Origin of the sequence: Acinetobacter lwoffii, assembly GCF_024129595.1 — a bacterium.
Taxonomy (GTDB): Bacteria; Pseudomonadota; Gammaproteobacteria; order Pseudomonadales; family Moraxellaceae; genus Acinetobacter; species Acinetobacter lwoffii_O.
In genome coordinates, this window is sequence record NZ_JAMXXS010000001.1 from 277,249 (window position 1) to 301,000 (window position 23,752).

The window sequence follows — 23,752 nt, forward strand, 5'->3', positions numbered from 1 at the left end:
GATTATGGCTGCATTACTTGGTGTCAATATTGACCATGTCGCAACATTAAGACAAGCACGTGGTACGACGTACCCAGACCCAGTCAATGCTGCATTGATCTGCGAACAGGCAGGGGCAGAAGGCATTACCTTGCACTTGCGTGAAGACCGTCGTCACATTCAGGATGACGATGTACGTCGTATGGGTCCTGCGTTAAAAACCCGTATGAATCTTGAGTTGGCGGTAACGGATGAAATGATCGCCTTTGCCAAGGAAATCAAGCCTCAGCATGTTTGCTTTGTGCCTGAAAAACGTCAGGAAGTGACCACTGAGGGTGGTTTGGATGTCGTGGGTAATTTTTATGCTGTAAAAGCAGCAACTCAAGAGCTGGCAGCTATTGGTTGTGATGTATCTTTATTTATTGATGCTGATTTTGCCCAAATTGATGCAGCAGTTGCTTGTGGTGCACCGACGATTGAGATTCACACAGGCGCCTATGCCGATGCAGAAACTCCAGAAGCGCAACAAGCGGAACTTGAACGCATTGTGAAAGGTGTAGAGTATGCAGCTGCCAAAGGTCTGGTGGTCAATGCAGGCCATGGTTTAAATCTGGATAACGTGATGCCAATCGCCGCGATTCCACAGATTCATGAGCTCAATATTGGTCATTCTTTAATTGCGGATGCGGTATTTGTCGGTCTGGCACAAGCTGTTCAGCAAATGAAAGCCGTGATTAAGTCAGCGCGTTAAGATTAGAGTAATTATGTCGAATATTAATTATGATGAACTGATGCAGCCGGTGATTGCGTTCCTCGGTTGTGAAACACCACAAGCATGGCTGGATATGGCAGTCGAAAATCTTGAAATCTTAATGCAAGATCATGCCAACTGTGAAAAAAAAGCAGCCAGCACGGCCATGAACCTGATGTTCCGCTATAGTTATTTTGTTGATCTACAGGTGAAGCTTGCGCAGCTGGTACGGGAAGAAATGCTGCATTATGAGCAAGTACTTGAACTAATGAACAAGCGCGGTCAGGCTTGGCAGAACTTGAGTGCAGGGCGTTATGCTGGCGGTTTACGCAAAGAAATCCGGACTTTTGAACCTGAAGCCTTGATTGATGTCTTGGTGATTGGTGCCTTTGTGGAAGCACGTTCCTGTGAGCGTTTCTACGCACTTGCTTCGCGTGTTGATGATGAGCTGGCGCGTTACTACCGTTACTTGCTCAAGTCCGAATCTCGCCATTTTGAAGACTATTTGGCTTTGGCAATGGATGTGGCAACCACAGCAAAACTGAAAAATCCGAAAGAGGATATTCAGGAGCGAATCTTACATATTCGTGAAGTTGAAAAACAGCTGATTCTCGCGCCTGATGATACTTTCCGTTTTCATAGCGGTGTTCCGGCTCAAGCGGCTTAATCTCGGTGACAGTTTAAAAATCCTCCATGCATGGGGGGATTTTTTATATCTCAAAATTTTGAAAAGAGGGGTATTTATATATCGAATTTTATGAGGGATTGAAAATAATTATTCATTTTAAATAGTTGAAAATAACAAGCCGTCAAATTTTAAGATAATAAAAAAGCCCACTTTATGATGAGTGGGCTTTCTTGAATTTGGCTCTCCAACCTGGGCTCGAACCAGGGACCTGCGGATTAACAGTCCGTCGCTCTACCGACTGAGCTATTGGAGAATCTGAAAGCGATTATAGAGAGATTTTGACGGGGGTCAAGCAAAAATTATCATATTTATTATAAATACAGCCTGTCTGTTTTTAATTTAGGCAATTGTATAAATTTCACGAAAAATACTTGTCAGAATAAATTTCACTTGCTAGATTAAAAACATAAAGTCGTTTGACCAAATGGTCAAACAGTGTGGATTTAAACCTACTTGCCAGCACAAAAATGGCTAAACCGGAGACAGCGAATGAATACGCTCAGCATCCCTCAAATTTTCTCTCAACTGGCTTATTATCAAGAAAACTATCTGCAAATTATTGCTGATCCTGCACAGTATTATATCCCGGTTAAAGACGCTCATATCACGCTATGGCCCTTGGCGCAAAAATCACTTTATTTAGGTGATTTGCTGCAATTATGGTTTGCAGAAAAATGGTTGGTAGAAACTGAACGTCAATTTAACTTTGAAGTTTTCCTGAATGCAGACTATCTGAAAGAGCAAGACAAAGATCTTTATATCTATGCCATTTCTGGGAATCTTTTGACGGGAACCAATCAGTCTAAAGCGTGGCAAGCCTCAATAACACAAACACAAGATGTGGAATTAGCCAATGTTTCCAAGCATTATTTTGAGTTTCAAGGCTTAACTCGACCACGCTTGTCATTTGTTGAAGCGGGGCAGGCGAAAAGCAGTATTATTTAAATGAATTACCTGATGAGTTGTGCAGGCTAGCAATTTCATTCAGTCCGAATAATCATACAGGTCGCAGTGGCATGAGCATACAGGCGACCTTCTTCATCCAGAATCTGACCTTCAGAAATACCTAAATTTTTACTGAGATTAATTGATTTTCCTACGGCTTTCAGTGGCTCATTCTGAGGTATAGGGCGGCACATCTTTACATTCAGATCAATGGTGCCATAACCGACACCTGCTTCAAGTAAAGTATGAATCGCGCAGCCTGTCACGGTATCCAAAACGGTTGCAGCAAAACCACCATGGACGCCGCCAAGCGGATTTAAATGTCGATGATCAGCTTTGACCTTAAATTCTACATGTCCGCTTTCAATCACTGCTGGTTGCATCGACATGGTTTCGCTAATACTTGGGGCCGGGATTTTTTCATCACGCATCGCTTCCAGTAATGCTAAACCGCTCATTTCTTTTGGGTTCATTGTACTTTTCCTTTCATTATTCTTGAGTTATTGAGGTTTAATTCAAAATTGTGACATCGATAATAGCAATCTGGTATAGGAATGGCGGATTATTTTGTAAGAAGTGCATTGCCTGCACCTGAGTAAAATCATTTTTATAAAAAATAAGAAATAGAATAATTTATGGCACGATACTGGTATACATTTCTAATGAAATATCTCAGATCTAAATAATCTGCCAAAAAAAACGAATCTTATAAAAGAATTAAAAAATCGAGTGATAGGGTGATGAAACAGTTTCTGCATCTTTGGGTGCCTATTTTTCTCAGTAATGCCATTATTATGCTAAGTGGTTTGTTCGACGTGATTTTTCTATCACATTTTTCACCTCAGCATGTGGCTGCATTGGCAGTCTGTTTGTCTGTTTATTCTTTGTGCTTTGTGACGGGTATTGGGGTGTTACAGGGCATGATGCAAGAGCTGGCAGAAGCCAATGGACGTCAGGATTATGCGGACATCCAACGTATCCTGAAGCAAAGTATTTTGATTGTACTGGTGATTTCTGCTGTTGCGATGTACTTGTTTAATCATGGGACTCCTTTACTTTATTTTTTAAAGGCAGATGCGGCCTTACAGGCATTGATTGTGCCATGTCTGTGGCTGTTGGCTTGGACGATTCCAGCGCATTTATTGTTGCGTATTTTATATATTTTCACCCAAGCCTGTGGGCAGGCTAAGCGTGTGTTTTACGCCAATATGATCTATTTACTGCTCAAAGTGGCTTTGGCTTATGTCTTGATTTATGGCATTGAGGGTTATGTTACAAGCTATGGGGTTGAAGGTGCATTCATGGCACATTTAATTGTGCAGTGGGTACTGTTGTTTGTTTACTATTTTTTCTTCCTTGAGCAGAAGTTAAAGATCCAGTGGTCTGGTGTTTTCTTTCACTGGCAGATTTTGTTGAAAATTTTAAAAATTGGATTGCCCAATGCGGTGGTGACTTTTGTGGATGTATTTGCCATCAGCGCGATTGCTTTGCTGATCTTGCCTTTGGGTGACATTGCAGTGAATGCACATCAGGTGATGCTTGGCTTATTGGGCTTGATGTTTATGTTGCCGATGTCGATGGCATCTGCCTTCGGTATTTTGGTGTCGACTAAAATCGGTGCGGAGCAGATTGATGCCGCATGGCAACTCAGTAAGCGGGCACTGATGGCTGTGATGCTAATAGCTATCGTTGTCGTGTTGACTATTTGGGGCTTAGATAGTTGGATTGTAGGGTTGTTTAGCAATGATGCGCAGGTGATTGCATTAACCTTGGCATTGATCTTGTTAATGTGTTGGATGCATATCTTTGATGCGCTACTGGTGATTGGTTTGGCAATGCTACGTTGCTGGCGAGAAATTGTCAGACCGATGTTTATTTTTATCAGTACGGTGCTGGTCGTGGGCTTAGGTGGTGGTTGGTATGTGGCGTATCATTCAATGACACTGTTCAATTGGCAAAGCAATGCATTGGGGATTCATGGTTTTTGGTGGATGTTGAGTATTGCGTACACGATTGCAGCAAGTCTATGTTTTGTTTGTTTGCTCATTAAATACTTGAGCTATAAGCGAATACGACTCACTGTTTAATACATGTTGAAGAATATAAAAAACCCGCGAATTTCGCGGGTTTTTTATCTAGCAAGCTAGATTATTGTGGAGCTTTTTCAGCTTCGATTGAAGCAATCGCAGCGTCAACGCCTTCAATTGAGTCAGCAGCTTTTTTGATACGTGCAAGTGCATCAACAAGTACTTCGTCAGCAGTAGCGTAAGAGATACGCATGAAACCGCCAAGACCGAAAGCATCACCAGGAACTACTGCAACACCAGTTTCTTCCAGTAACCATGCAGAGAATTCTGTGCAAGATTTAAGACCTTTGGCACGAATCAACGGTTTGATGTTGGCATATGCATAGAATGCGCCATCAGCAGGCAGGCAAGAAATACCTTGAATGTCATTCAAGCCTTTCACAACCAAGTCATGGCGACGTTTGAATGCTTCAATCATTGGCTCAAGTACGTCTTGAGGACCATTCAAGGCAGCTTCAGCAGCAACTTGCGAAATAGAAGTTGGGTTTGAAGTCGATTGAGACTGGATCTTCTTCATTGCACCAATCAGTTTAGCAGGGCCCGCTGCGTAGCCGATACGCCAGCCAGTCATTGCATAAGCTTTAGACACACCGTTTAACACAATCGTGCGGTCATAAAGGTCAGGTGCAACAGTTGCGATGTTGTAGAACTCGTCATCCCAACGGATTGGTTCGTACATGTCATCAGATGCGATAAAGACTTCTGGGTATTTACGAAGTACGTCAGCCAGTGCTTCAAGCTCAGCTTTAGTGTAGATCATGCCTGTAGGGTTAGACGGGCTGTTCAATACCACTAGACGTGTTTTGTCCGTGATTGCAGCTTCTAATTGTTCAGGGGTGATTTTGAAACGTTGTTCTTCACCACATTTCACAATAACAGGAACACCTTCAGCGATGATCACCATGTCCGGGTAGCTTACCCAGAAAGGTGCTGGGATGATGACTTCATCACCTTTGTTTAACAAAGCTAAAGCTAAGTTAAAGAATGATTGCTTACCACCACAAGAAACCAGAATCTGGTTTGCTGCATAGTCTAGGTTATTGTCGCGTTTGAATTTAGCAATAATGGCTTTTTTAAGACCTGGCGTACCGTCAACAGCGGTGTATTTGGTGAAACCGTTGTTAATCGCTGCAATTGCTGCATCTTTGATGTGTTGAGGGGTATCAAAATCTGGTTCACCTGCGCCCAAACCAATCACGTTGTGACCTGCAGCTTTTAATTCAGCAGCTTTGTTAGTCACAGCAAGCGTAGGGGACGGTTTGATGGCATTCACACGATCAGAGAGACGTACGTCCACGGCAGTATTCCTTCTTATAGGGATTAAAAAATAAAAAGCACATTATCTTAGCCTAAAATGCTGCAGATAGGGCAAAAGAATTTGGAAAACTTTAAGAAAAAAATGGTGTATTGACCGAACTTTATCTTGAATTTCGATGCGCTGAGAACACACGAAGGGAGACTTTTTACATCTCGGTCATGCATATGGATGAATGAAATATAAAATAAAAATGGCCACTTTAAAGTGACCATTTTGTGTTGCTGAGGTTGTGGTTATGCACCAAAGCGTGACAAATCTTCGTCCGGGCGTGCTGTTAAAATTTCCGCGCCGGTTTTGGTCACCAGAATCGTATGTTCATATTGCGCTGACAATGAGTGATCTTTGGTGACCACTGTCCATTTATCACCGAGTAACTTGGTTTTCCAGTCGCCGCCATTGACCATTGGCTCAATGGTAAAGGTCATGCCTTCTTCAAGTACCATACCAGTATCTGGCTGACCATAATGCAGCACTTGCGGTTCGTCATGGAAAGTTGTACCAATACCGTGACCACAATATTCACGAACTACGCCAAAACGCTCAGATTCAACATACTGCTGAATGGCATGACCGATATCACCAATGGTTGAACCCGGTTTTACAGTTTCAATACCCCGGTACATGGCTTCTTGCGCTACCTTACATAGACGGTTGGCAAGGATCGTGGTTTCACCACCGACGATGTACATCATATTGGTGTCACCATGGTAGCCATCTTTAATCACGGTCACATCAATGTTCAGGATGTCGCCTTTTTTCAATTTTTTACTGTCTGATGGAATGCCGTGACACACTACGTGGTTCACAGAAGTACAAATAGTATGTTGGAAGGCAGGTCGACCCGGTGCAGCGCCATAGCCTAAGCATGCTGGAATCGCCTGTTGTTGATTGACAATATAGTCATGACAAATCGTATCAAGTTCCAGAGTGGTGACACCCGGAACAATATGCGGTTTGATCATATCCAAAACTTCTGCCGCCAGTCGCCCTGCCACACGCATTTTTTCAATTTCGTCAGGGGTTTTGATGAGTCGACGTGGAGCTTGGTAAGTGTTGTTCATGATCTCTAAAAACTTTTGGAAATTTGTGTGTGACTATGGTATAAATAGCCGCCCATTTTATCAAATGCTTTTTCGTGAATAAATTTCACGGGCTTTGTGCGATGAGGCAAAAAAATCCGCACATATATCGACACATTACTCTGGGTGCCCTTTAGGGTGGAGAATGCGGGTATATGGAGGCCTAACCCAAACTTTAAGGTAAAGAAAATGGCAGATTACAACGTAAGCATGCGCGACCTTCTTCAAGCTGGCGCGCACTTTGGTCACCAAACTCGTTTCTGGAATCCAAAGATGCGTGATTACATCTTTGGTGCGCGTAACAAAATTCACATCATCAACCTTGAGCACACTGTTCCTGCGTTAAATGATGCTTTGAACTTTGCTAACAACTTGGCTAGCAAAAAGAACAAAGTTTTGTTCGTTGGTACTAAACGTGCAGCTTCTGCAATCATCCGTGAACAAGCTCAACGCGCTGGTCAACCATATGTAGATCACCGCTGGTTAGGTGGTATGTTGACGAACTGGAAAACACTTCGCCAATCTATCAACCGTTTAAAAGACCTTCAAACTCAATCTCAAGACGGTACTTTCGCTAAGCTGACTAAACGTGAAGCTCTAGAGCGTACTCGTGAGATGGAAAAACTTGAGCGTGGCTTAGGCGGCGTTAAAAACATGGGTGGTTTACCTGACGCATTATTCGTAATCGACGTTGATCACGAAGCGATTGCAATCAAAGAAGCGAAGAACCTTGGTATTCCTGTAATCGGTATCGTTGATACAAACTCTAACCCAGACAACGTAGACTACGTTATCCCGGGTAACGATGATGCGATCCGTGCAGTAACACTTTATGCTTCTGCTATGGCTGATGCGATTCTTGCTGGTAAAGAATATGCTCAATCACAAGCAAATGCACAAGCTAAAGCAGAAGAAGCTCCAGCTTCTGAGGCTTAATGCGTTTGACGCTAGCTTGTCATTTTTGCGACATGTGATGGTGGCAAAGTAAGCGTTATGTATGCAGGCGGCCCATGAGAACTCCTCTGGGCCGTTTCTGTTCTAAAAAGAATTCATTTTCTACCGAATTTAGGAGATAAACATGACTGCAGTTACAGCAAGCATGGTTAAAGAATTGCGCGATCGTACTGGTCTTGCAATGATGGAATGTAAAAAAGCTTTGACAGAAGCGGGCGGCGACGTTGAACTAGCGATCGACAACCTACGTAAATCTGGTCAAGCTAAAGCTGCTAAAAAAGCAGGTAACATTGCTGCTGACGGCGCAATCACAATTGCTCAAGACGGCAACAAAGCACTTCTTCTAGAAGTTAACTGTCAAACTGACTTCGTTGCAAAAGACGAAAACTTTGCTGGTTTCTCTGCGAAAGTTGCTGCTGCTGCACTTGCTGCAAACGTAACTGATCCTGCTCAAATCGCTGAATTGAAACTAGAAGATGGTGCAACTGTTGAAGAAGCGCGTATCGCTCTTGTTCAAAAGATCGGTGAAAACATCCAAGTACGTCGTGCGAAAATTGTTGAAGGCGAAAACCTTGCAGTTTACAAACACGGTCTTAAAATCGGTGTTGTTGTTTCTTACACTGGTGATGAAGCTACAGGTAAAGGCTTGGCAATGCACGTTGCTGCGTTCAACCCAGTTGCTGTAAATGCTGAAGGCGTTTCTGCTGAGCTTATCGCGAAAGAGAAAGAAATTGCTGAAGCGAAAGCACTTGAATCTGGCAAGCCAGCAAATATCGTTGAGAAGATGGTTGTAGGTTCTGTTGAGAAATACTTGAATGAAGTTGTGCTTGAGCGTCAAATGTACGTAATCGACAACGATAAGAAAGTTGCAGACGTTCTTAAAGCAACTGGTACTACAGTTGCAAACTTCGTTCGTTTCGAAGTTGGTGAAGGCATTGAGAAAAAAGCAGAAATGAGCTTCGCTGAAGAAGTTGCTGCTGCTCAAGCTGCTGCAAAATAATTCCTTAGGAATTAGAAAAAGCCCTATCTGATTGATGGGGCTTTTTTATGTTGATTTATTCTTCATCAGCAATTCAAGAATAGGATTTGGGTTTGGTGATAGAGCTCAGATCATGTATTCATCATTTAATAAAAAAGTTATAAAAATGCCAAATAAAACCAATCTGAGCATCGGTGCAGTCATTGCACTGTTGATTGCTGCTTATCTGGGCCTGGATCTACAACAATCCCAACCACTTATTCCATCCGCATCTGATACTACAACTGAAACGCTTGATTCAGAGCCTAATTTAGTACCCTCTCAAACGACTGATGATCTGGACCGAATTGCACGGGCGTTTCAACAGCGCCAGAGTGATCTACAAGTGCGTTCAAGCGGGCAGGTGATTGCCGTTTTGCCAGATGATCATGAAGGATCGCGCCATCAAAAGTTTATCCTCCAATTACCAAATGGCCAAACTGTACTGGTTGCACATAATATCGATCTGGCACCGCGTATTCAGAGTATTCAAAAACAGGATCAGGTCGAGTTTTATGGAGAATATGAATACAGTGACAAGGGCGGGGTGATTCACTGGACGCATCATGACCCTGCGCGAAAACATGTCGATGGCTGGTTAAAACATCAAGGAAGAACCTATCAATAAGGTTCTTCCAATTGGTTAAATCGAATATGGCGTTTAAACGCTCATAATTGCGCTGTTATGGCGCGATTTCCAGTTCGGTAGGATTTTACCTAAATAGGCATCCATGCACCAAATTGGGCCAATGAGGAGGAATTGGAGGTCTTTGAAGAACGAAGGCTTTTTACCTTCCACTTTGTGCCCATAAAATTGGCCAATCCAGGCTAAGACAAACAGGGCAATAAAGAAACCGGTACCGACTGGCAGAATCCAGATGAGCCAAGCCATCACCAACGTTAATACAGCCATCGCTACTGCCAAAACAAGATCTAGGCGTGCATAGAAGATAAAAGCCAAAACCAGTAGCAGGGTAGTCAGCAAAGCGCTGAAATGCGCTAGAATGCCAATAATCGAAAAATAGATGGTCGGTACGCAAACCCAGTGAATCAGCTTATTGGTTTTATTTTGATGGCTGTCACTATATTCATCAAACCATTCAGATATTGTTTTCATTCTTCGCTCCATTCCATGAACATGTTTTGCTTATCTGGAAATATAAAGCAGAATCCGGATATGGTCAAAAGTTAATCATGCAAGCGAGCGAATTTTATCAGGCAGGATGAGCCTACCAAAATTTTCTTGAAAGAACTTTAAGATAGGGCGGAGCAGGAGCGTTTATATTCTTCTGTAAAAATGAGCACAATAAAAAAGCCACATTGCTGTGGCTTTTGTTAAATGTGTTGCAGGTCAAATCTTAAGAATTTGGACCAGCGACACGTTCAATACTGACTTTTGCAGTACCTGCACTGGTAATACCCAACTGTTTCGCAGCACCGTAAGATAAATCAACAACACGGTTACCATGGAAAGGACCGCGGTCATTTACTTTAACCACGACGCTCTTGCCGTTATTGCGGTTAGTTACGCGAATATAGCAGTTCAATGGCAGGCTACGATGGGCAGCTGTCATTGCGTTCATGTCAAAGGTTTCACCGCTTGCAGTTTTACGGCCGTGGAATTGACGACCATACCAAGACGCTGTACCTGTCTGACTGAATTTACGTACAGTATTAGAAGCCACTGTATTCAGTTTTTCAATCACTGAAGGCTCTTCTGCAGGAAGTTCAATTTTCGCTGCAATGGTTTCACGGCGAACTTTATCGCCAGAACGCTCAGTGATTGAAAGGCTGTTCAAATTTGTGAAATTTGAATTGAAGCTTTGAGCTTCTTTATTGAGTACTCGCGTTGCAAGACGCGAATTGTCATTTTCATTGGTGAATGAAGATGACGGAACCATATCTGCCTGCGATTGCGTCAGCGTGACGATCGTGGCAATGGCCATAAAAGACTTCAAAATTGAAGAATGCATCGAATCAACTCCTAACAGCATATCTATTGGTTGTTCATAAATGGCTGAAAAACCATGTAAACATGCCTGATATTTAACTTATGCAACTACATTTAACGAAATGGATAATATTCATGCCAGCAATACCCTGTCTAGTGTTTAATTAAAATAGTTAAAAAAAGAACGCAAAATAAACAATGATTGATCAAAAAATAATCAATATTGTAACATAATATTAAAATTGCTTAAAATATGCACAAATTAACCCATAAAAATGTTGACTTTCATAATTTGTATTAATTTTTAGTGTTAACGGCTGGTAATTTCGGTACCTAATAACCACAAAGCAGTAGCATACATACGGCTGCGATTATAAGTGGTAATCACTTGAAAATTTGGATAAGTGATGTAGTAAATCGGGCCATAATTCTCTTGTAATTGAATTACATTAACCAGATCCAGATCGTCAATTTTTACGATTGGATTCATTGGGCTGATGCCTTGCGTTTTTAACACACCATAAGGCATAGGTTGAGTCAGATCCTTGGCAATCACGGCATCTGGATTTGAACCGGTATAACGTGCCGGAAAGGCAATGGGCTGATTACGCTGCCAGCCATGCTGTGCCAGATAGTTGGCAATCGAACCAATCGCATCTACCGCTGAGTTACGCAGGTCAATATGACCATTGCCATCGTAGTCCACGCCGAATTTTGGAATGTTGCTCGGCATAAACTGCGGATAGCCAACAGCGCCGGCATACGAACCCACCACAGAAGAGGTGGCAACACCATCTCTATACGACCAGGCAATTAAAGCAGCCAGTTCATCCTGAAAATACTGGGCACGACGTTCATAGCCAAACCCTAAGGTTGCTAGGGCATCACGAGTGACAAAAGAGCCCTTGTTGCTACCAAAACCGGTTTCTACACCTAAAATGCCCAGAATGATCGCCTGTGGTACACCAAACTGCTGTTCAGCACGGTTAAGCGTTTCTGCATATTGCTGTTTAAAACGTACGCCGCGCTGAATGGTAGATTCAGCCAGGAAGTTAGTTTTATACGAATACCAAGGCTTACTTTCACCTGGGCGATTCATGATATTGATAATATTAGGCAAATTACGCGTCCCGTTCATGGCGGAATCTACTTGTTGGGCGCTCAGCCCATAGCTCTGCATGGCATTCTGCTTAAAAGCGGCATAAGAAGGATGATATTGGAAATCGTTGGCCAGACTCAAACTGCTGAGACCAAATGCGGTAAGTGCGATTGAAAGCTGCTTAAACTTTTTATAAAAATCCGATTTCAACATCTTGCTACGATTTCCAGTTTTTTTGATGAGTTGCTGGCGATGTCATTTGAATCATGCCATGAAAAAGATTGATAAAATTTTTTCAATCGTGAGGCTTAAAGTGCCAGATTAAAGATAACATTCGGATGAATAAGAGACCTAGCCGCTTATACAAAAATAGCGATGGATTGGCTATTTTTACGGCAGTTTGTCTTATAGAGTCGCTTATCTGTAACAAGCTATTTCACTGATCATAAAAAAGCCTGACCGAAGTCAGGCTAATTCCTCAAGATTTGTAGAAAATCTTGAACTATTCTGTATAGAACAAAGTGTCGTGATATTCGGCCATGGCGCGCAGCTCATCTTTATTCAAATTCAGAATGATTTTATCTGCTGCCATATTGATGGCCTTGATCACTGCAGATGCGCCAATATCTGCTGCCTTACGTTTGATCATGCCAAGATCCAGGGTTTTATTAAAGTCGACCATAAAATGTCGGACTGTTGCTTCACCAAATTGTTTGTACAGGTTACTGAACGCTTGTTTATCGATACTCTGACCGGCTTTAAGTTCTGCATAATGATGTTTTAAATTCGTCACCAGACTGGCATCCAGTGATTCACCAATGCGGAAATGTCCTTCAGGATCTTTAAACAGACTGCGCTCAGAGAATGCAATTGACTCTCTGACCACATCGTTCGGCGCTTTACTCAATAGCTGCTTCAGTAAAACCGCAACAGTCGACTTGATATAGCCAGCCAGTTTTTCCGCAGTATCACGTTTATCGCTGGCAGGAAAGCGACGCACCAGCTCGGTAAGAATCGCATCAATAATTTCATCATTAATCATTAATGCGGTTTTATCACGCAATGGGTAAAGCGGCTCACTTGAATTTTTGTTTTTTTGTGCAGTCTGAATTGTATTTAAAAGCTCTGCAGAAGGAATAAACCCAAAAAATGGCATTGTTCAACCTCAATGTTTTTTATTGTCGCGCTAAACGAATAGGGCGAGGCATCCATGTTAAATCCGATACACGGCAAGGGTTGATATCCAATCCACCACGGCGTGTATAGGTTGCGTAGACCATCAGCTTTTCCGGTTTCAGTTGCTGCCAGATATCGGCAAACATCTGCTCCACACATTGTTCGTGGAACCCATTATGCTGACGGTAGGAAATAATATAAGCTAAAATACTCTTATAACAAGGTTTTTTACCTTGATAACGTATAAAAACTGTTCCCCAGTCCGGCTGGCCAGTGACTGGGCAGTTACTTCTGAGTAAATGTGAATACAGCTGGATTTCACCTTCTGCTGCATCATCCGAATCCAAAGCCAATAAACTGGCATCTGGATGATTTTCTAGGCGCTCAGGTGTCAGCTCATCAATACAGATGCCTTCAGGCTTGCTGATCTCTAACTCATCAACCTGAAACAGTTGCAGTTTAACTTTAGCTTCAGCCGCAGTAGATAAATCTTTTTCTGCGGTCGCGATAAAGGCCTCTTTAGATGCAAACTTGGCAAAATTCAGGCTATTGAAATACAGCTTCAAAGATTTAGATTCGATCAGATTCGGCGAGGACGCTGGCAAGCTAATGCGGCCAATGGCGACTTGTGGCACACCTGCTGGATTTAACCAGGAAATTTCAAACACATGCCACCAGTCTGCACCTTGCTGAATCGCTTCGACATGTGCGTATTGTTCACGGGCAGGCGCGCGCGAAATCGGAAACAGAACATCGGGCTGATATTCTGTCGGGTAATTGGTGTCTTTACCAAGGAGAGATTGTTCTACACTCATTATTCACGCATTCCTGAACCACGGGAGAGTAAATGATAGGCCACTGCATACAGCACGGCACAACATAAGGTAATCACTGTCAGTGAAATGGCAACATTGACATCGCTATGTCCTAAAATGCCATAGCGGAAGGCATTGACCATATACACGACAGGATTAATTAAAGATAAATTTTGCCAGAATGGGCTTAAGCTCGAAATAGCATAAAACACACCACCTAAATAGGTCAGTGGTGTTAAAACAAAAGTCGGGATGATCGAGATATCATCGAAAGATTTGGCATAGACGGCATTAATAAAACCACCCAAAGAAAACAGCAAGGAAGTGATCAAGACTGTATATATAGTCACAAACCAGTTAGTAATATATAAGTCAGCAAAAAATAAGCTCACTGCACTGACAATGATTGCAACCAGTATCCCACGAATCACACCACCCAACACATGACCCCATAAAATGGCATGCATCGGTACCGGACTCATGATCAGTTCTTCAATGCTTTTCTGGAATTTTGAGCTGAAGAAACTAGACGAGACGTTGGCATAGCTATTGGTGATCACGGCCATCATAATCAGACCGGGCACAATGAACTCCATATAACTAAAGCCGCCCATTTCTCCAATGCGTGAGCCGACCAGATTACCAAAAATCACAAAGTACAGGCTCATGGTAATTGCAGGTGGCAACAGGGTCTGTGGCCAGATGCGCATAAAGCGACGCACTTCTTTATAGATAATGGTATATAAAGCTACGCTGAGTTGATTAATGTTCATTGCGCAGCTCCATCCAGATTTTTCTCGACCATTTTCACAAAAAGTTCTTCCAGACGATTGGATTTATTGCGCATACTGCGTACCTGAATATTCTGTGATTCCAGCAACTGGAACAGATCATTCATGCTATGCGCCTTATCCATGGTAATTTCTAAGGTCATCGGATCGATCAGGTTAAATCGCACGCCGATGATATCCAGATGCAAAGGTTCAATCGGTTCGGCCAGATCAAAAATAAACGATTCTTCATTGAGCTGACTCAGGAAGCTTTTCATGGTGGTGTCTTCTTTAATCACACCGCGATCGATAATCGCAATGCGGCGACACAACATTTCTGCTTCTTCTAGATAATGCGTGGTCAGAATGATGGAGGTGCCTTTTTCATTCATCTCGTTCAAAAATTCCCACATCGAACGACGCAGCTCGATATCAACACCAGCCGTCGGTTCATCCAGAATCAGCAGTTTCGGTTCATGCATCATGGCACGCGCGATCATCAGGCGACGTTTCATTCCGCCGGATAACATGCGGGCCTGAGTAGAGCGCTTTTCCCATAAACCCAGTTTGGTCAGATAAAGCTCCGCCCGTTCCTGTGCAATTTTTTTAGGAATGCCATAATAGCCTGCCTGAGTTACCAAAATATCAAAGGTTTTCTCAAACTGGGCAAAGTTGAATTCCTGAGGCACCACACCTAGGCACTGTTTGGCCTGAGAAGGGTGGGTATCCAGATTATGACCAAAAATTTCGACTGTACCGGAGGTTTTTTTTGTTAATGAGCTGATAATACCGATGGTAGTAGATTTTCCTGCGCCATTAGGCCCCAATAGCGCATAAAATTCACCTTCTGGTACATTTAAGTTAATCCCTTTCAATGCCTGAAAGCCATTGCGATAGGTCTTTGACACATCCCTTAAGATCAGTGCATCAGTCATGAATATCTCAAATGGTGAAAAGTTGAGATATTGTGAGTGATCTCGCAAAATAAGCCAAGTGATTCACATGCAATTCTGTGTTGCTGTTTTGGAACATTGTATAAAGCTTAAGCATAAAAATGATGAAGTTAGAGATAGTTGCTTTACCTTATGCTTTTTTTTGTTATGATGTGCGCGATCCAAAAAAGATGCGCTCATAGCTCAACTGGATAGAGTACAGGTCTCCGAAGCCTGTGGCGTGGGTTCGAGTCCCGCTGAGCGCACCAAATCAATAGCAGAATATACAAGAACATAGTTTTAATCCCTTTATATACAAGGGTTTAAATAAAAACATAGCAGAATATAACAAAATAAATAAGGATATAGTTGCAAGTTATAAGGATATATATGAGGATATATTCGATTCTATCCACTTTTGTATCCTTATTCTGATTATGGCCAAGCACATAACACCGCTCTCAGATTCCAAATGTACAAGCGCCAAACCACAAGATAAAGACTATTCTTTATACGATGGACAGGGCTTAATTCTGTTTGTGCGAAAAAGTGGCACTAAGGTATGGCGATATAAATATAAAAAAGCCAATGGTAAAGATGGATTGATGACACTGGGGAGCTTTCCAGCACTAAGCCTCAAGTCTGCAAGGGATAAGCGCCGTACTTATGAACAGCTACAGGCTGAAGGTATAGATCCCATCGAATATGAAGAAATCCAAAAATATAAAAAGGACAATTCATTTAGTTTTGAAGCTATAGCCCGGGATTGGCATAAAGAATATAGCAATACAGGCAGATGGATACCTGATACAGCAAACAAGGCTTTAAGAAACTTGGAGGAATATGTATTCCCCTTAATCGGCAGTAAATCTATTGATGATGTAAAGCCTAAAGATTTAGTTATGGTTTTGCGGTCAATTGAGGAAAAAGGATTTACAGAGGTACTTAAGAAAACAAGACAGAGATTTGCTGCCATCTTTGCTTATGCAATTTCAAGAGGTTTATTAGAAGAAAACCCATCTTATTTCCTAAAGGACGTATTTGTTAAGACCAATAAGGCAAAACACTATCCGCAATTACCACTTGAGCGACTGCCTGAACTACTGCAGAGATTAAATAGTGATACTGGCTATCCATTAACAAGATTATGTACGGCGTTCACATTGCATACCTTTGCGCGTTCCAGTGAGGTACGTTTTGCTCGTTGGACTGAATTCGACCTTAAAAAGGGGATATGGACGATACCACCAGAGCGTGAATTAATAGAAGGGCAGAAGTTTTCTAATCGTGGTGCAAAAATGAAAACCGAGCATCTTATTCCTTTATCGCCTCAAGTCATTTCTATTCTTAATGAGATTCATACTTACAGTCACATGACTAAAAATGTCTTTCCTAAGAATGGTGACCCTCAAGGCTTTATCAGTGAAACCACAATTAATAATACTTTGCGCCGTTTGGGGTATGACACAGATAATGAGATATGCGGGCATGGCTTTAGAGGTATGGCCTGTTCTGCCCTGGTGCAAAGTACTCTGTTTCAAAAAGAAGCAGTAGAGAAGCAAATGAGCCATCAAGAACGTGACCAAGTACGGTTGGCATATACGCACCAAGCTGAATACATGGAAGAACGGAAAGCTATGCTTAATTGGTGGAGTGACTACCTGGAAGCAAATCAGAACGGCTTTATAAGTCCTTATGACTTCACTCAGCAGCTTCTAAACAATGATGTCATCAATTTTAAATATGCAAAACTGGCTAAGTGACAAACCTTGTCGCACTACTAGCCAAGAAATGCATAAATATAGGTAAATATAGATTATATTCAGATTGCTAGGTATAGGCAGGCCAGCCGACAAGCAAGCACCCAACTTGTTTACCTAGCTACTTTTTGGGATGCTGTGGGAGGCATAAATGGGATTATTTGATGAAGAACATAAAACCATTAAAGAAAATTACGTAAGGGTCTTAGATGTATTAGAGCGACTTTACGAAAAATCGGATGAAGGATGGTTTGAAGTTTTACAATTTTTAATAAATAGCTCTATTGACTCAATTGCTACTTATTCATGTGGTAATGAAGTCATACCTAGTGTTCAAATTTGCGATGAAATCCAAATTGAAAAGGTATATGAGGATGCATATAGCAAGGGAAGCTTAAAAAATGCCTTATGTGCCTTTTTAGCTAATAATTGTGACTGCCTCGATGGGGAGCATTTAGAAAACAAAATTATTGCAGAAATTAAATTTAAAGAACAATTTACAAATTATTTTTGGTTAAAAAATGATATTCGAGCATTAAAAGAATTTAATAAGCTTAATGTGATTGAAATTATTGAAGAAGGGAAACCTATAAAAAGTAATAAAAAAACATTAAAACACCTTCAGGGAGTTTATGAAGATGATAATCCATATGAGGAATTAATATTTTGCATAGAGCATTTTGCAGTAAGGTTTAATGTGCCATTAATGACCATTGCTAAATTTCTCAAAGAAAAGAAGTTCTATTTGCATACAAACGTACACATTAGAATTGGTGAAAAGGAATTTATCCAGTTAAATAGAACTAATTCCGAACGATCAGTATCATTCGTATTAGATTTTTTAAATGATTCTAAGTTTGAATCAATGGATCTAGGGTTTGATGCTGATTATTATCATCTAAACCATATTCTAATTAATGAAGATGACTTGTTTTACTTCGAGCCATTACGGGACTTAATTGTAGATGTAAAAATAGGTCACACAATATATGAAGACAAACGATATGGGGATATTGAGTTAAATAAGTTATCTACCGTAGTGAAATATACGCATCAAGAAAATAAGAAAAATTTTGATGAAATATGGGAGAAACTTAAACAAACAAAAACTCCACAAGAACCTGATCTAGAGCCTAATAATGCTAATCAAAGTTATTATCACCCAGCTCTTGACCCCCAACACCCACAATATGCTCCTGAACTATTGTTAGCCACTCAAGTCTGGCAGGCTAAATACCTTAATAATGAATATTCACACCATAAACACACCCCAGCTATAACTAACATTTTAAAGCAACGCGGTGTTACAGAAGTGAATCTTGTTAAAAGAATTTGCGCTATAACTAATCCAAAAAAATAATTATTTTCATGGGGTTATATAGAGGTGTCACTTAAAGGTGTCACCTTTTTTTATGTAGGTATCACTTGTATGACACCTTATATAATTTGTTTTTATGCCCTAACAATATTTAGCTATGTAGGTGCATAAATGACTATCAAACCAATCCGCGTCCAATTCAAAACTGCTTGTGAACTACTAGACATAAGCCGCGAATCATTGCGCCATATCGTGCGTACTGATGCAGCATTTCCGCGACCAATTAAAACAGGGGATACCAAACAGGCCCCAGTCTATTTTGATTATGCCGAGCTTGTAGAGTGGCATAACAGCCAAAAGCAAAGCCTTGCTGTAATGGAGGCTTAATCATGGAAATTACCCTACAGGATGCAATTAGCATCACCCAGCAGGCACAAAGTAAACTTGAGCAGATCTGCCGTGAAGTAAACCGCGAACAGATACAGAACCTTTTTATTGATGTGTCCGATTTCACCTGTCTAGCCCTTGAGTGTTTCACTGATGAGGTTAAAACAGAAGCCAATACAAAACAGATTGAGCAGGCAATTGACCTACTCGACCATGTTTCTATCCGAGCATCCGAGTTAAGCCGAGAAGTATTTTCAAAGTCTTATTCAATCGATGACTACCTAAAAACTGAGGCTAACAAGCTAAAGACCTTCACTCAGTTGGTACTTGATGTATTAAGCATCAAGGGCCCAGCCGATCTATATGCCTATGCCCTAGCTTCATATTGCCCGACTGGCGAAACGGATGAAGAAGCAGACTTGATCGTAAATGATGAGCCTATGAAGTTTTTAGAGGTTAAAGGCTTTAACGGAACGATTAAAGAGCTACTCAGTGAACATGCTGACATGGTGAAGAAATCAGGCGTTAAGGACGTTCTGATAATCCACATCGGAACGATTCACAAGCTGGCTGATGCACTGTCAGGAATGGGAGCATAAGAACATGAATAACACCCAATTAGAACAGATTTTAGAACACCTCAAGCAAGGTAAGAGCATCACACCAATTGAAGCACTGGAGCAGTACGGTTGCTTTCGTTTAAGTGCGGTTATCTTAAAACTACGTAAACAGGGCTATGACATTGTGACCCATCATGATCGCAATAGTTCAGGCATTGGCACCCATGCACGTTATGAGCTTAAGCAGGTGGCAGCATGAATCTAGCTATATTTAATTTTAATGAGCATGAAGTTCGAGTTGCCTTAGATGCCAATGATGAGCCTTTGTTTTGTTTTCCTGATATGTGTAAGGCATTAGATATTAAAAATGCCCATACAAGTCGGTTCAGTATGAATCAGAAGGGTATACATACTTTGTACACCCCTACTAATGGCGGTAATCAAAACATCACTTTCATCAGTGAGGAGAACCTTTACCGAATTGTATTCCGGTCTACCAAACCTGAAGCACTTAGCTTTCAAACATGGGTATTTGCTGAAGTATTACCATCTATCCGCAAGACCGGCTCATATTCAGCCAGACAGACTGCTTATGAAGAACTAAACCGCTTGTGCATGCAAGAGAAGGTCTCAAAGGATAAAGGTACGTTCCACAGCCATGGCATGCATCGTCGTAAACGTGAAAAGCATTTAAATGCAATGCGTATCCAAACATGCAAAGCAAATTTACAGTTAAGTTTCGAGGGGGTACACAATGAACCATGATGTAAACCCCGAGTTTTTCAAGGCCTTTGACCATTACAAGGCAATGTTGGACCAGTATGGGGAACACCACCCCATTACTGAGCAGGCCCTCATTTTGACAATGCACTACACGCCTGAGCATATCAAAGTGGAAATGCACCAAAAGGCGAAGGAATTAAACCTATTGCCACCGCCAAGCGGTTATACGGATGATGGCGAACCTATGTACTGCCTAGAGGATATAGCAAAGCATTTCGGCATTACTTTTGAAGAAGCAGAACAGCGTTTATTGCAGATGATGGATAACCACCAGCAAGTCGGATTATCAAATGACGGCGTTTTGATTAATTCAAATATCCATATCAACCGTGTGCAGTGAGGGCCTAGCATGAAAAATCAATTGAAGAATCTTGCCAACATACCCAAGTATGGTTATATTAATCAGGCTTTGAGCAAAATCTCAAAGTTAGCTTTGGTCGGCTATAAATATTCAGCGCATACAGTCCGCTTCGTGGGCTTTTTTTGTATGTGTAATCTCTCTATGCGTTCGCATATCTCTATGGCGAAGTTGGAGGGGGACACTCTCGAGTGTGCCAGTTACCTGAATTACTGGTCGACCAACCCCTTTCAGCTTTGCCACCATAATTACTTGGTCGTAATTGGCAAAGCTCCGTTAAATAATTCAGGAGCGCATTAATCATGCCTAAAAATATTCATCAAATTACACGCCAGCGTATCCAGTCAGCAGACTTTGCACAAAAGCAGGGATTAGTTCAGCGCATTTCCTCAATGCTTAAAAAAGTATGGGGAGTGTAATTCATGCCTAATCAAATCAAAAAAACCTATAATCCTTCTCTAGGTTATACCACTGCCTTTTTTGCACCACACCCCGAAGCCAATCACTTAAATGCTCAAGACGTAGCTTATGAGTTGGTAGCAAGTGCAAAGGATATTTCGATTGCTACTTTCCAATGTTTTGATGGTGGCAACAAATTAATGATTAAAGCGGAAATTGTCGCCAATCTTATTGCTGAAATTCAAACAAAATTGGAAATGATCGAGCGGATCCTGCCTTTAGCTTTCGAAAGTGAGGAGGCGTAATCATGTCAAATCAGATCAATTCTACAAATACACCTAAAAAATACGATGCTGGCGATATGGCTGACGTATATAGCGAAATGCTGGAACGCAGTGAATCCATCGGCTATATGCTGCAAGTTTTGCAAAATGAAATAACCCTACTGCCAAAACTCACAGGATTGGAAGAAGTCTATTTTCAATCAATAACGCGGTGCTTTGGTGTACTTGAGCAATTAAGCTACGACAACATGCAGAAATTGGCACAAGGCGAGAAACGACTGAGTGCAGAATGGGAGAAAATGAAAGGGGGTAGCCACAATGCTTGATTATGACCACCCCAAAGAACTAATAACACCCGAAGCTATTTTAGCTGAATGTGAGCAGCTTGTATCGTTTAATGATGCTTATTCATCACATCCATTAATACAGCGTTTTGGCAGTCCTGAGCAGCCGATTTATGTTGATGATGGCAATGTGGATATAAACGGCGTTACCTATGCACAGCCTTTGATTATGCCTGTCTATGATGGGCAAATGGAGCTTGTTCAATGTGCTGTCATGCAAGATGGGCAGCGTGTGGCTGTCATGCCTGATGGACTGGCTAAGGGTTTTGCAAGGTATGGTGATTTTGACCATGCCAAGCCTGTCATTATCACGTACAGCCTAGAGGCATTCTTTAAGATTGCTCAGACTGGCTACGCCGTTGTATTGGTGTTGCTGCCTACTTTATGTAATAAGCACCAGGTAGAACTCAAGCCGTTTGACTTTAAGCAAATCCTGTTTGTCATTAACCAGCTGTCACAGGCAGGTTATAAACAGCTTTACTTACCTGTCAGAATTGAACAAATGCACCTTGAACCATTTAAAAAGCTGGAGCAGAACACGGCAGTTAGGCTGCTATGCCAGTATTTAAAAATCGGTGTGAATGAGTTTCAGATTGAATTAAGCCAGGATGAAAGTGTAAGTGAGGTACTGGCGTTTATTGATGAAGCTATTGAGCTATTAAGTAAGCCTATTGAGTGGGGCGAGTTATTGCCATTATCTCAATCAGAAACCGTTTTAAATCCTTATCCGATACATGCGTTGCCACCACTGGCACAAGAGGCAGTGAGGGCTATTTCTGAGCATGTGCAATCACCAGTTGCCATGACTGCCCAATGTGTTATTGGTGCTATGTCACATATTGCTCAGGCTAAGGTAAATGCACCTCATCCATTCAATCCCCAAGGGGAGCCATGCAGTTTATATCTTCTTACTGAAGGACAAAGTGGAAGCCGTAAGAGTACAAGCCGAAATCTGGCAGATCAGGCAATTATTAAGTATGAACGCAAACAATATGAAGCATACCGGCAAGAACTTGAACAATGGAAAAGCGCACAGGCCGGATTACCTAAAAAAGACCGTGAGGCATATTGCGCTGAGAATCCTCCACCGAATGACCCTAGTACCTTATACAGCGATATAACCCTTGAATCTATTGCAGGCTTATATATCGACGGCGTTTTAAGTAATGCCTCTATTGCTAGTGATGAAGCGGGACAGTTTTTCGGTGGCCATACCATGAAAGGCGATACACGTAACCAGGCACTAGGAGGTTATGCAAAGTTATTTGATGATGGTTTTGTGGAGCGTACTCGATCTAAGTCAAACTTAAACGGCAGTGGCCGAGCTTATGATGTTCGATTGACGTTTAATTTGCAGGGACAACATGAAGTCTTAGCAGATGCGTTAAAAGACCCAGTATTAAGAGGACAGGGGTTTTTACCTAGATTTATTCTGACTATCCCTGAAAACCTAGCAGGTACACGCCTACAGGATGCAATTTATCGAAATAAGAATGCAAGTACAGACCATAGGCTTATAGCCTACTGGACGCGCTGCGAGTATTTACTTGATGATTGCCCACACGTAAAAGCCGAGCATGAGCTACACAATGGGCGCTATGTCCTGCCTATGAATGACGAGGCAAGGGATATAGACCAAGAATTTTATAATATGTTTGAGGCGTTACAAGGCAAAGGGAAGCGTTATGAGTATCTACAAGCATTCGCCAGTCGTGCCAGTCAATTAGCGCGCCGTCTGGCCACTGTATTCGCTTATTTTGAAGGTCTACAGTGGATTGATGCCAAGACCCTAAAGGGAGCTTGTGAGGTCGTTAAGCACTCCTTGAATGAATGGGCAATGTATGCAGATATTGAGGTTAAGTCTGAAAGTGATGCAGAGCGTCTTATTAAGTGGATTATCAAAAAGTGAACCGTACCGGGTTTGTCGGAGACTTTTTTATTTAAGTTAGGCCACCTGACCTAACGGGTTAATCTTATCATAGTACATTGCTTCAAAC

The 23,752-nt window shown here is 41.7% G+C and carries 28 protein-coding genes and 2 tRNA genes; 19 read left to right on the forward strand and 11 right to left on the reverse strand.

Features of this window, described 5'->3' with window-relative positions:
* Window positions 1–4 precede the first annotated feature (4 nt).
* On the forward strand, window positions 5–730 hold the full coding sequence (pdxJ, locus tag NI466_RS01360; protein ID WP_253172463.1) for a pyridoxine 5'-phosphate synthase: 726 nt from the start codon (window positions 5–7) through the stop codon (window positions 728–730).
* 13 nt (window positions 731–743) lie between these two features.
* Window positions 744–1,397: a MiaE family protein gene (locus NI466_RS01365; RefSeq protein WP_253172464.1), complete on the forward strand. Its 654-nt coding sequence runs from the start codon at window positions 744–746 to the stop codon at window positions 1,395–1,397.
* A 198-nt stretch (window positions 1,398–1,595) separates the two neighbouring features.
* Here NI466_RS01365 and NI466_RS01370 read toward each other — a convergent pair.
* A tRNA-Asn gene (locus NI466_RS01370) sits at window positions 1,596–1,671 on the reverse strand.
* A gap of 236 nt (window positions 1,672–1,907) precedes the next feature.
* On the opposite strand from NI466_RS01370, the gene NI466_RS01375 reads away from it, so the two are divergent.
* Complete coding sequence (locus NI466_RS01375) at window positions 1,908–2,363, forward strand: hypothetical protein (protein WP_005103793.1); 456 nt, start codon at window positions 1,908–1,910, stop codon at window positions 2,361–2,363.
* Between the two features lie 35 nt (window positions 2,364–2,398).
* Here NI466_RS01375 and NI466_RS01380 read toward each other — a convergent pair whose 3' ends face one another.
* Window positions 2,399–2,836, reverse strand: a complete 438-nt coding sequence (locus NI466_RS01380) for a PaaI family thioesterase (RefSeq protein WP_224215553.1) — start codon at window positions 2,834–2,836, stop codon at window positions 2,399–2,401.
* A gap of 267 nt (window positions 2,837–3,103) precedes the next feature.
* Here NI466_RS01380 and NI466_RS01385 point away from each other — a divergent pair, with 267 nt between their 5' ends.
* Window positions 3,104–4,450 carry an MATE family efflux transporter gene (locus NI466_RS01385; RefSeq protein WP_253172465.1) on the forward strand — a complete coding sequence of 449 codons (1,347 nt, stop codon included), beginning with the start codon at window positions 3,104–3,106 and terminating at the stop codon, window positions 4,448–4,450.
* Window positions 4,451–4,511: 61 nt separating this feature from the next.
* Here the strand turns inward: NI466_RS01385 and NI466_RS01390 are convergent, their stop codons facing one another.
* Window positions 4,512–5,747 carry a pyridoxal phosphate-dependent aminotransferase gene (locus NI466_RS01390; RefSeq protein WP_253172466.1) on the reverse strand — a complete coding sequence of 412 codons (1,236 nt, stop codon included), beginning with the start codon at window positions 5,745–5,747 and terminating at the stop codon, window positions 4,512–4,514.
* Window positions 5,748–6,001: 254 nt separating this feature from the next.
* Complete coding sequence (gene map, locus NI466_RS01395; protein WP_253172467.1) at window positions 6,002–6,829, reverse strand: type I methionyl aminopeptidase; 828 nt, start codon at window positions 6,827–6,829, stop codon at window positions 6,002–6,004.
* 207 nt (window positions 6,830–7,036) lie between these two features.
* Between map and rpsB the strand changes: the two genes are divergently transcribed.
* The 3 genes from rpsB (at window position 7,037) to NI466_RS01410 (ending at window position 9,447) form a co-directional block, all read left to right on the forward strand.
* A complete protein-coding gene (gene rpsB, locus NI466_RS01400) occupies window positions 7,037–7,783 on the forward strand; it encodes a 30S ribosomal protein S2 (protein ID WP_004279050.1) in 747 nt (248 codons plus the stop codon).
* A gap of 142 nt (window positions 7,784–7,925) precedes the next feature.
* Window positions 7,926–8,801 (forward strand): translation elongation factor Ts, encoded by an 876-nt coding sequence (gene tsf, locus NI466_RS01405; RefSeq protein ID WP_004279049.1) that lies wholly within the window; start codon window positions 7,926–7,928, stop codon window positions 8,799–8,801.
* A gap of 145 nt (window positions 8,802–8,946) precedes the next feature.
* Complete coding sequence (locus NI466_RS01410) at window positions 8,947–9,447, forward strand: DUF3465 domain-containing protein (protein ID WP_253172468.1); 501 nt, start codon at window positions 8,947–8,949, stop codon at window positions 9,445–9,447.
* Window positions 9,448–9,480: 33 nt separating this feature from the next.
* Here the strand turns inward: NI466_RS01410 and NI466_RS01415 are convergent, their stop codons facing one another.
* The 7 genes from NI466_RS01415 to NI466_RS01445 all read right to left on the reverse strand — a co-directional run bounded on the left by NI466_RS01415 (window position 9,481) and on the right by NI466_RS01445 (window position 15,565).
* A complete protein-coding gene (locus tag NI466_RS01415; protein WP_005106461.1) occupies window positions 9,481–9,936 on the reverse strand; it encodes an Mpo1 family 2-hydroxy fatty acid dioxygenase in 456 nt (151 codons plus the stop codon).
* 241 nt (window positions 9,937–10,177) lie between these two features.
* Window positions 10,178–10,792, reverse strand: a complete 615-nt coding sequence (locus NI466_RS01420) for a septal ring lytic transglycosylase RlpA family protein (protein ID WP_004279046.1) — start codon at window positions 10,790–10,792, stop codon at window positions 10,178–10,180.
* A 288-nt stretch (window positions 10,793–11,080) separates the two neighbouring features.
* Window positions 11,081–12,082: a lytic murein transglycosylase B gene (mltB, locus tag NI466_RS01425; RefSeq protein ID WP_253172469.1), complete on the reverse strand. Its 1,002-nt coding sequence runs from the start codon at window positions 12,080–12,082 to the stop codon at window positions 11,081–11,083.
* Window positions 12,083–12,371: 289 nt separating this feature from the next.
* Window positions 12,372–13,025, reverse strand: a complete 654-nt coding sequence (locus NI466_RS01430) for a hypothetical protein (RefSeq protein ID WP_005247485.1) — start codon at window positions 13,023–13,025, stop codon at window positions 12,372–12,374.
* A 19-nt stretch (window positions 13,026–13,044) separates the two neighbouring features.
* A complete protein-coding gene (queF, locus tag NI466_RS01435; RefSeq protein ID WP_253172470.1) occupies window positions 13,045–13,860 on the reverse strand; it encodes an NADPH-dependent 7-cyano-7-deazaguanine reductase QueF in 816 nt (271 codons plus the stop codon).
* Window positions 13,860–14,633, reverse strand: coding sequence for an ABC transporter permease (locus NI466_RS01440; protein ID WP_253172471.1), 774 nt, complete (start codon window positions 14,631–14,633; stop codon window positions 13,860–13,862). The genes queF and NI466_RS01440 overlap by 1 nt, the downstream gene beginning before the upstream one ends.
* Window positions 14,630–15,565: an ABC transporter ATP-binding protein gene (locus tag NI466_RS01445; protein WP_247143428.1), complete on the reverse strand. Its 936-nt coding sequence runs from the start codon at window positions 15,563–15,565 to the stop codon at window positions 14,630–14,632. Before NI466_RS01445 ends, NI466_RS01440 begins: the two co-directional genes overlap by 4 nt.
* A 190-nt stretch (window positions 15,566–15,755) precedes the next feature.
* On the opposite strand from NI466_RS01445, the gene NI466_RS01450 reads away from it, so the two are divergent.
* The 12 genes from NI466_RS01450 to NI466_RS01505 all read left to right on the forward strand — a co-directional run bounded on the left by NI466_RS01450 (window position 15,756) and on the right by NI466_RS01505 (window position 23,664).
* A tRNA-Arg gene (locus NI466_RS01450) sits at window positions 15,756–15,831 on the forward strand.
* A 168-nt stretch (window positions 15,832–15,999) separates the two neighbouring features.
* Window positions 16,000–17,325 carry a tyrosine-type recombinase/integrase gene (locus NI466_RS01455; RefSeq protein ID WP_253172472.1) on the forward strand — a complete coding sequence of 442 codons (1,326 nt, stop codon included), beginning with the start codon at window positions 16,000–16,002 and terminating at the stop codon, window positions 17,323–17,325.
* A gap of 148 nt (window positions 17,326–17,473) precedes the next feature.
* The gene (locus tag NI466_RS01460) at window positions 17,474–18,682 is read left to right on the forward strand and encodes a hypothetical protein (protein ID WP_253172473.1); all 1,209 of its coding nucleotides are present in this window, start codon (window positions 17,474–17,476) and stop codon (window positions 18,680–18,682) included.
* Between the two features lie 129 nt (window positions 18,683–18,811).
* Window positions 18,812–19,027: a hypothetical protein gene (locus NI466_RS01465; protein WP_004815244.1), complete on the forward strand. Its 216-nt coding sequence runs from the start codon at window positions 18,812–18,814 to the stop codon at window positions 19,025–19,027.
* Window positions 19,028–19,029: 2 nt separating this feature from the next.
* Window positions 19,030–19,626: a hypothetical protein gene (locus tag NI466_RS01470; RefSeq protein ID WP_253172474.1), complete on the forward strand. Its 597-nt coding sequence runs from the start codon at window positions 19,030–19,032 to the stop codon at window positions 19,624–19,626.
* A gap of 4 nt (window positions 19,627–19,630) precedes the next feature.
* The gene (locus NI466_RS01475; protein WP_004815246.1) at window positions 19,631–19,846 is read left to right on the forward strand and encodes a helix-turn-helix domain-containing protein; all 216 of its coding nucleotides are present in this window, start codon (window positions 19,631–19,633) and stop codon (window positions 19,844–19,846) included.
* Window positions 19,843–20,352 carry a BRO-N domain-containing protein gene (locus NI466_RS01480; RefSeq protein WP_004815248.1) on the forward strand — a complete coding sequence of 170 codons (510 nt, stop codon included), beginning with the start codon at window positions 19,843–19,845 and terminating at the stop codon, window positions 20,350–20,352. The genes NI466_RS01475 and NI466_RS01480 overlap by 4 nt, the downstream gene beginning before the upstream one ends.
* Window positions 20,342–20,710, forward strand: a complete 369-nt coding sequence (locus NI466_RS01485; RefSeq protein WP_253172475.1) for a hypothetical protein — start codon at window positions 20,342–20,344, stop codon at window positions 20,708–20,710. The genes NI466_RS01480 and NI466_RS01485 overlap by 11 nt, the downstream gene beginning before the upstream one ends.
* 9 nt (window positions 20,711–20,719) lie before the next feature.
* Window positions 20,720–21,028, forward strand: a complete 309-nt coding sequence (locus NI466_RS01490; protein WP_253172476.1) for a hypothetical protein — start codon at window positions 20,720–20,722, stop codon at window positions 21,026–21,028.
* Window positions 21,029–21,150: 122 nt separating this feature from the next.
* Window positions 21,151–21,432: a hypothetical protein gene (locus tag NI466_RS01495; protein ID WP_253172477.1), complete on the forward strand. Its 282-nt coding sequence runs from the start codon at window positions 21,151–21,153 to the stop codon at window positions 21,430–21,432.
* 2 nt (window positions 21,433–21,434) lie between these two features.
* Window positions 21,435–21,737, forward strand: coding sequence for a hypothetical protein (locus NI466_RS01500; protein ID WP_253172478.1), 303 nt, complete (start codon window positions 21,435–21,437; stop codon window positions 21,735–21,737).
* Complete coding sequence (locus NI466_RS01505) at window positions 21,730–23,664, forward strand: DUF3987 domain-containing protein (protein ID WP_253172479.1); 1,935 nt, start codon at window positions 21,730–21,732, stop codon at window positions 23,662–23,664. Before NI466_RS01500 ends, NI466_RS01505 begins: the two co-directional genes overlap by 8 nt.
* Window positions 23,665–23,752: the final 88 nt, after the last annotated feature.

Excerpts from the sequence above, each read along its gene's own strand:
- NI466_RS01470 (WP_253172474.1), top strand. The coding sequence starts at position 19,030 with ATGGAAATTACCCTACAGGATGCAATTAGCATCACCCAGCAGGCACAA.
- NI466_RS01505 (WP_253172479.1), top strand. The coding sequence starts at position 21,730 with ATGCTTGATTATGACCACCCCAAAGAACTAATAACACCCGAAGCTATT.
- NI466_RS01380 (WP_224215553.1), bottom strand. The coding sequence starts at position 2,836 with ATGAACCCAAAAGAAATGAGCGGTTTAGCATTACTGGAAGCGATGCGT.
- NI466_RS01445 (WP_247143428.1), bottom strand. The coding sequence starts at position 15,565 with ATGACTGATGCACTGATCTTAAGGGATGTGTCAAAGACCTATCGCAAT.
- NI466_RS01415 (WP_005106461.1), bottom strand. The coding sequence starts at position 9,936 with ATGAAAACAATATCTGAATGGTTTGATGAATATAGTGACAGCCATCAA.
- NI466_RS01365 (WP_253172464.1), top strand. The coding sequence starts at position 744 with ATGTCGAATATTAATTATGATGAACTGATGCAGCCGGTGATTGCGTTC.
- NI466_RS01430 (WP_005247485.1), bottom strand. The coding sequence starts at position 13,025 with ATGCCATTTTTTGGGTTTATTCCTTCTGCAGAGCTTTTAAATACAATT.
- NI466_RS01375 (WP_005103793.1), top strand. The coding sequence starts at position 1,908 with ATGAATACGCTCAGCATCCCTCAAATTTTCTCTCAACTGGCTTATTAT.
- NI466_RS01465 (WP_004815244.1), top strand. The coding sequence starts at position 18,812 with ATGACTATCAAACCAATCCGCGTCCAATTCAAAACTGCTTGTGAACTA.
- NI466_RS01420 (WP_004279046.1), bottom strand. The coding sequence starts at position 10,792 with ATGCATTCTTCAATTTTGAAGTCTTTTATGGCCATTGCCACGATCGTC.
- queF (WP_253172470.1), bottom strand. The coding sequence starts at position 13,860 with ATGAGTGTAGAACAATCTCTCCTTGGTAAAGACACCAATTACCCGACA.
- NI466_RS01500 (WP_253172478.1), top strand. The coding sequence starts at position 21,435 with ATGTCAAATCAGATCAATTCTACAAATACACCTAAAAAATACGATGCT.
- tsf (WP_004279049.1), top strand. The coding sequence starts at position 7,926 with ATGACTGCAGTTACAGCAAGCATGGTTAAAGAATTGCGCGATCGTACT.
- NI466_RS01480 (WP_004815248.1), top strand. The coding sequence starts at position 19,843 with ATGAATCTAGCTATATTTAATTTTAATGAGCATGAAGTTCGAGTTGCC.
- NI466_RS01455 (WP_253172472.1), top strand. The coding sequence starts at position 16,000 with ATGGCCAAGCACATAACACCGCTCTCAGATTCCAAATGTACAAGCGCC.
- NI466_RS01490 (WP_253172476.1), top strand. The coding sequence starts at position 20,720 with ATGAAAAATCAATTGAAGAATCTTGCCAACATACCCAAGTATGGTTAT.
- rpsB (WP_004279050.1), top strand. The coding sequence starts at position 7,037 with ATGGCAGATTACAACGTAAGCATGCGCGACCTTCTTCAAGCTGGCGCG.
- NI466_RS01485 (WP_253172475.1), top strand. The coding sequence starts at position 20,342 with ATGAACCATGATGTAAACCCCGAGTTTTTCAAGGCCTTTGACCATTAC.
- NI466_RS01460 (WP_253172473.1), top strand. The coding sequence starts at position 17,474 with ATGGGATTATTTGATGAAGAACATAAAACCATTAAAGAAAATTACGTA.
- NI466_RS01475 (WP_004815246.1), top strand. The coding sequence starts at position 19,631 with ATGAATAACACCCAATTAGAACAGATTTTAGAACACCTCAAGCAAGGT.
- NI466_RS01410 (WP_253172468.1), top strand. The coding sequence starts at position 8,947 with ATGCCAAATAAAACCAATCTGAGCATCGGTGCAGTCATTGCACTGTTG.
- NI466_RS01440 (WP_253172471.1), bottom strand. The coding sequence starts at position 14,633 with ATGAACATTAATCAACTCAGCGTAGCTTTATATACCATTATCTATAAA.
- mltB (WP_253172469.1), bottom strand. The coding sequence starts at position 12,082 with ATGTTGAAATCGGATTTTTATAAAAAGTTTAAGCAGCTTTCAATCGCA.
- map (WP_253172467.1), bottom strand. The coding sequence starts at position 6,829 with ATGAACAACACTTACCAAGCTCCACGTCGACTCATCAAAACCCCTGAC.
- NI466_RS01495 (WP_253172477.1), top strand. The coding sequence starts at position 21,151 with ATGCCTAATCAAATCAAAAAAACCTATAATCCTTCTCTAGGTTATACC.
- NI466_RS01385 (WP_253172465.1), top strand. The coding sequence starts at position 3,104 with ATGAAACAGTTTCTGCATCTTTGGGTGCCTATTTTTCTCAGTAATGCC.
- pdxJ (WP_253172463.1), top strand. The coding sequence starts at position 5 with ATGGCTGCATTACTTGGTGTCAATATTGACCATGTCGCAACATTAAGA.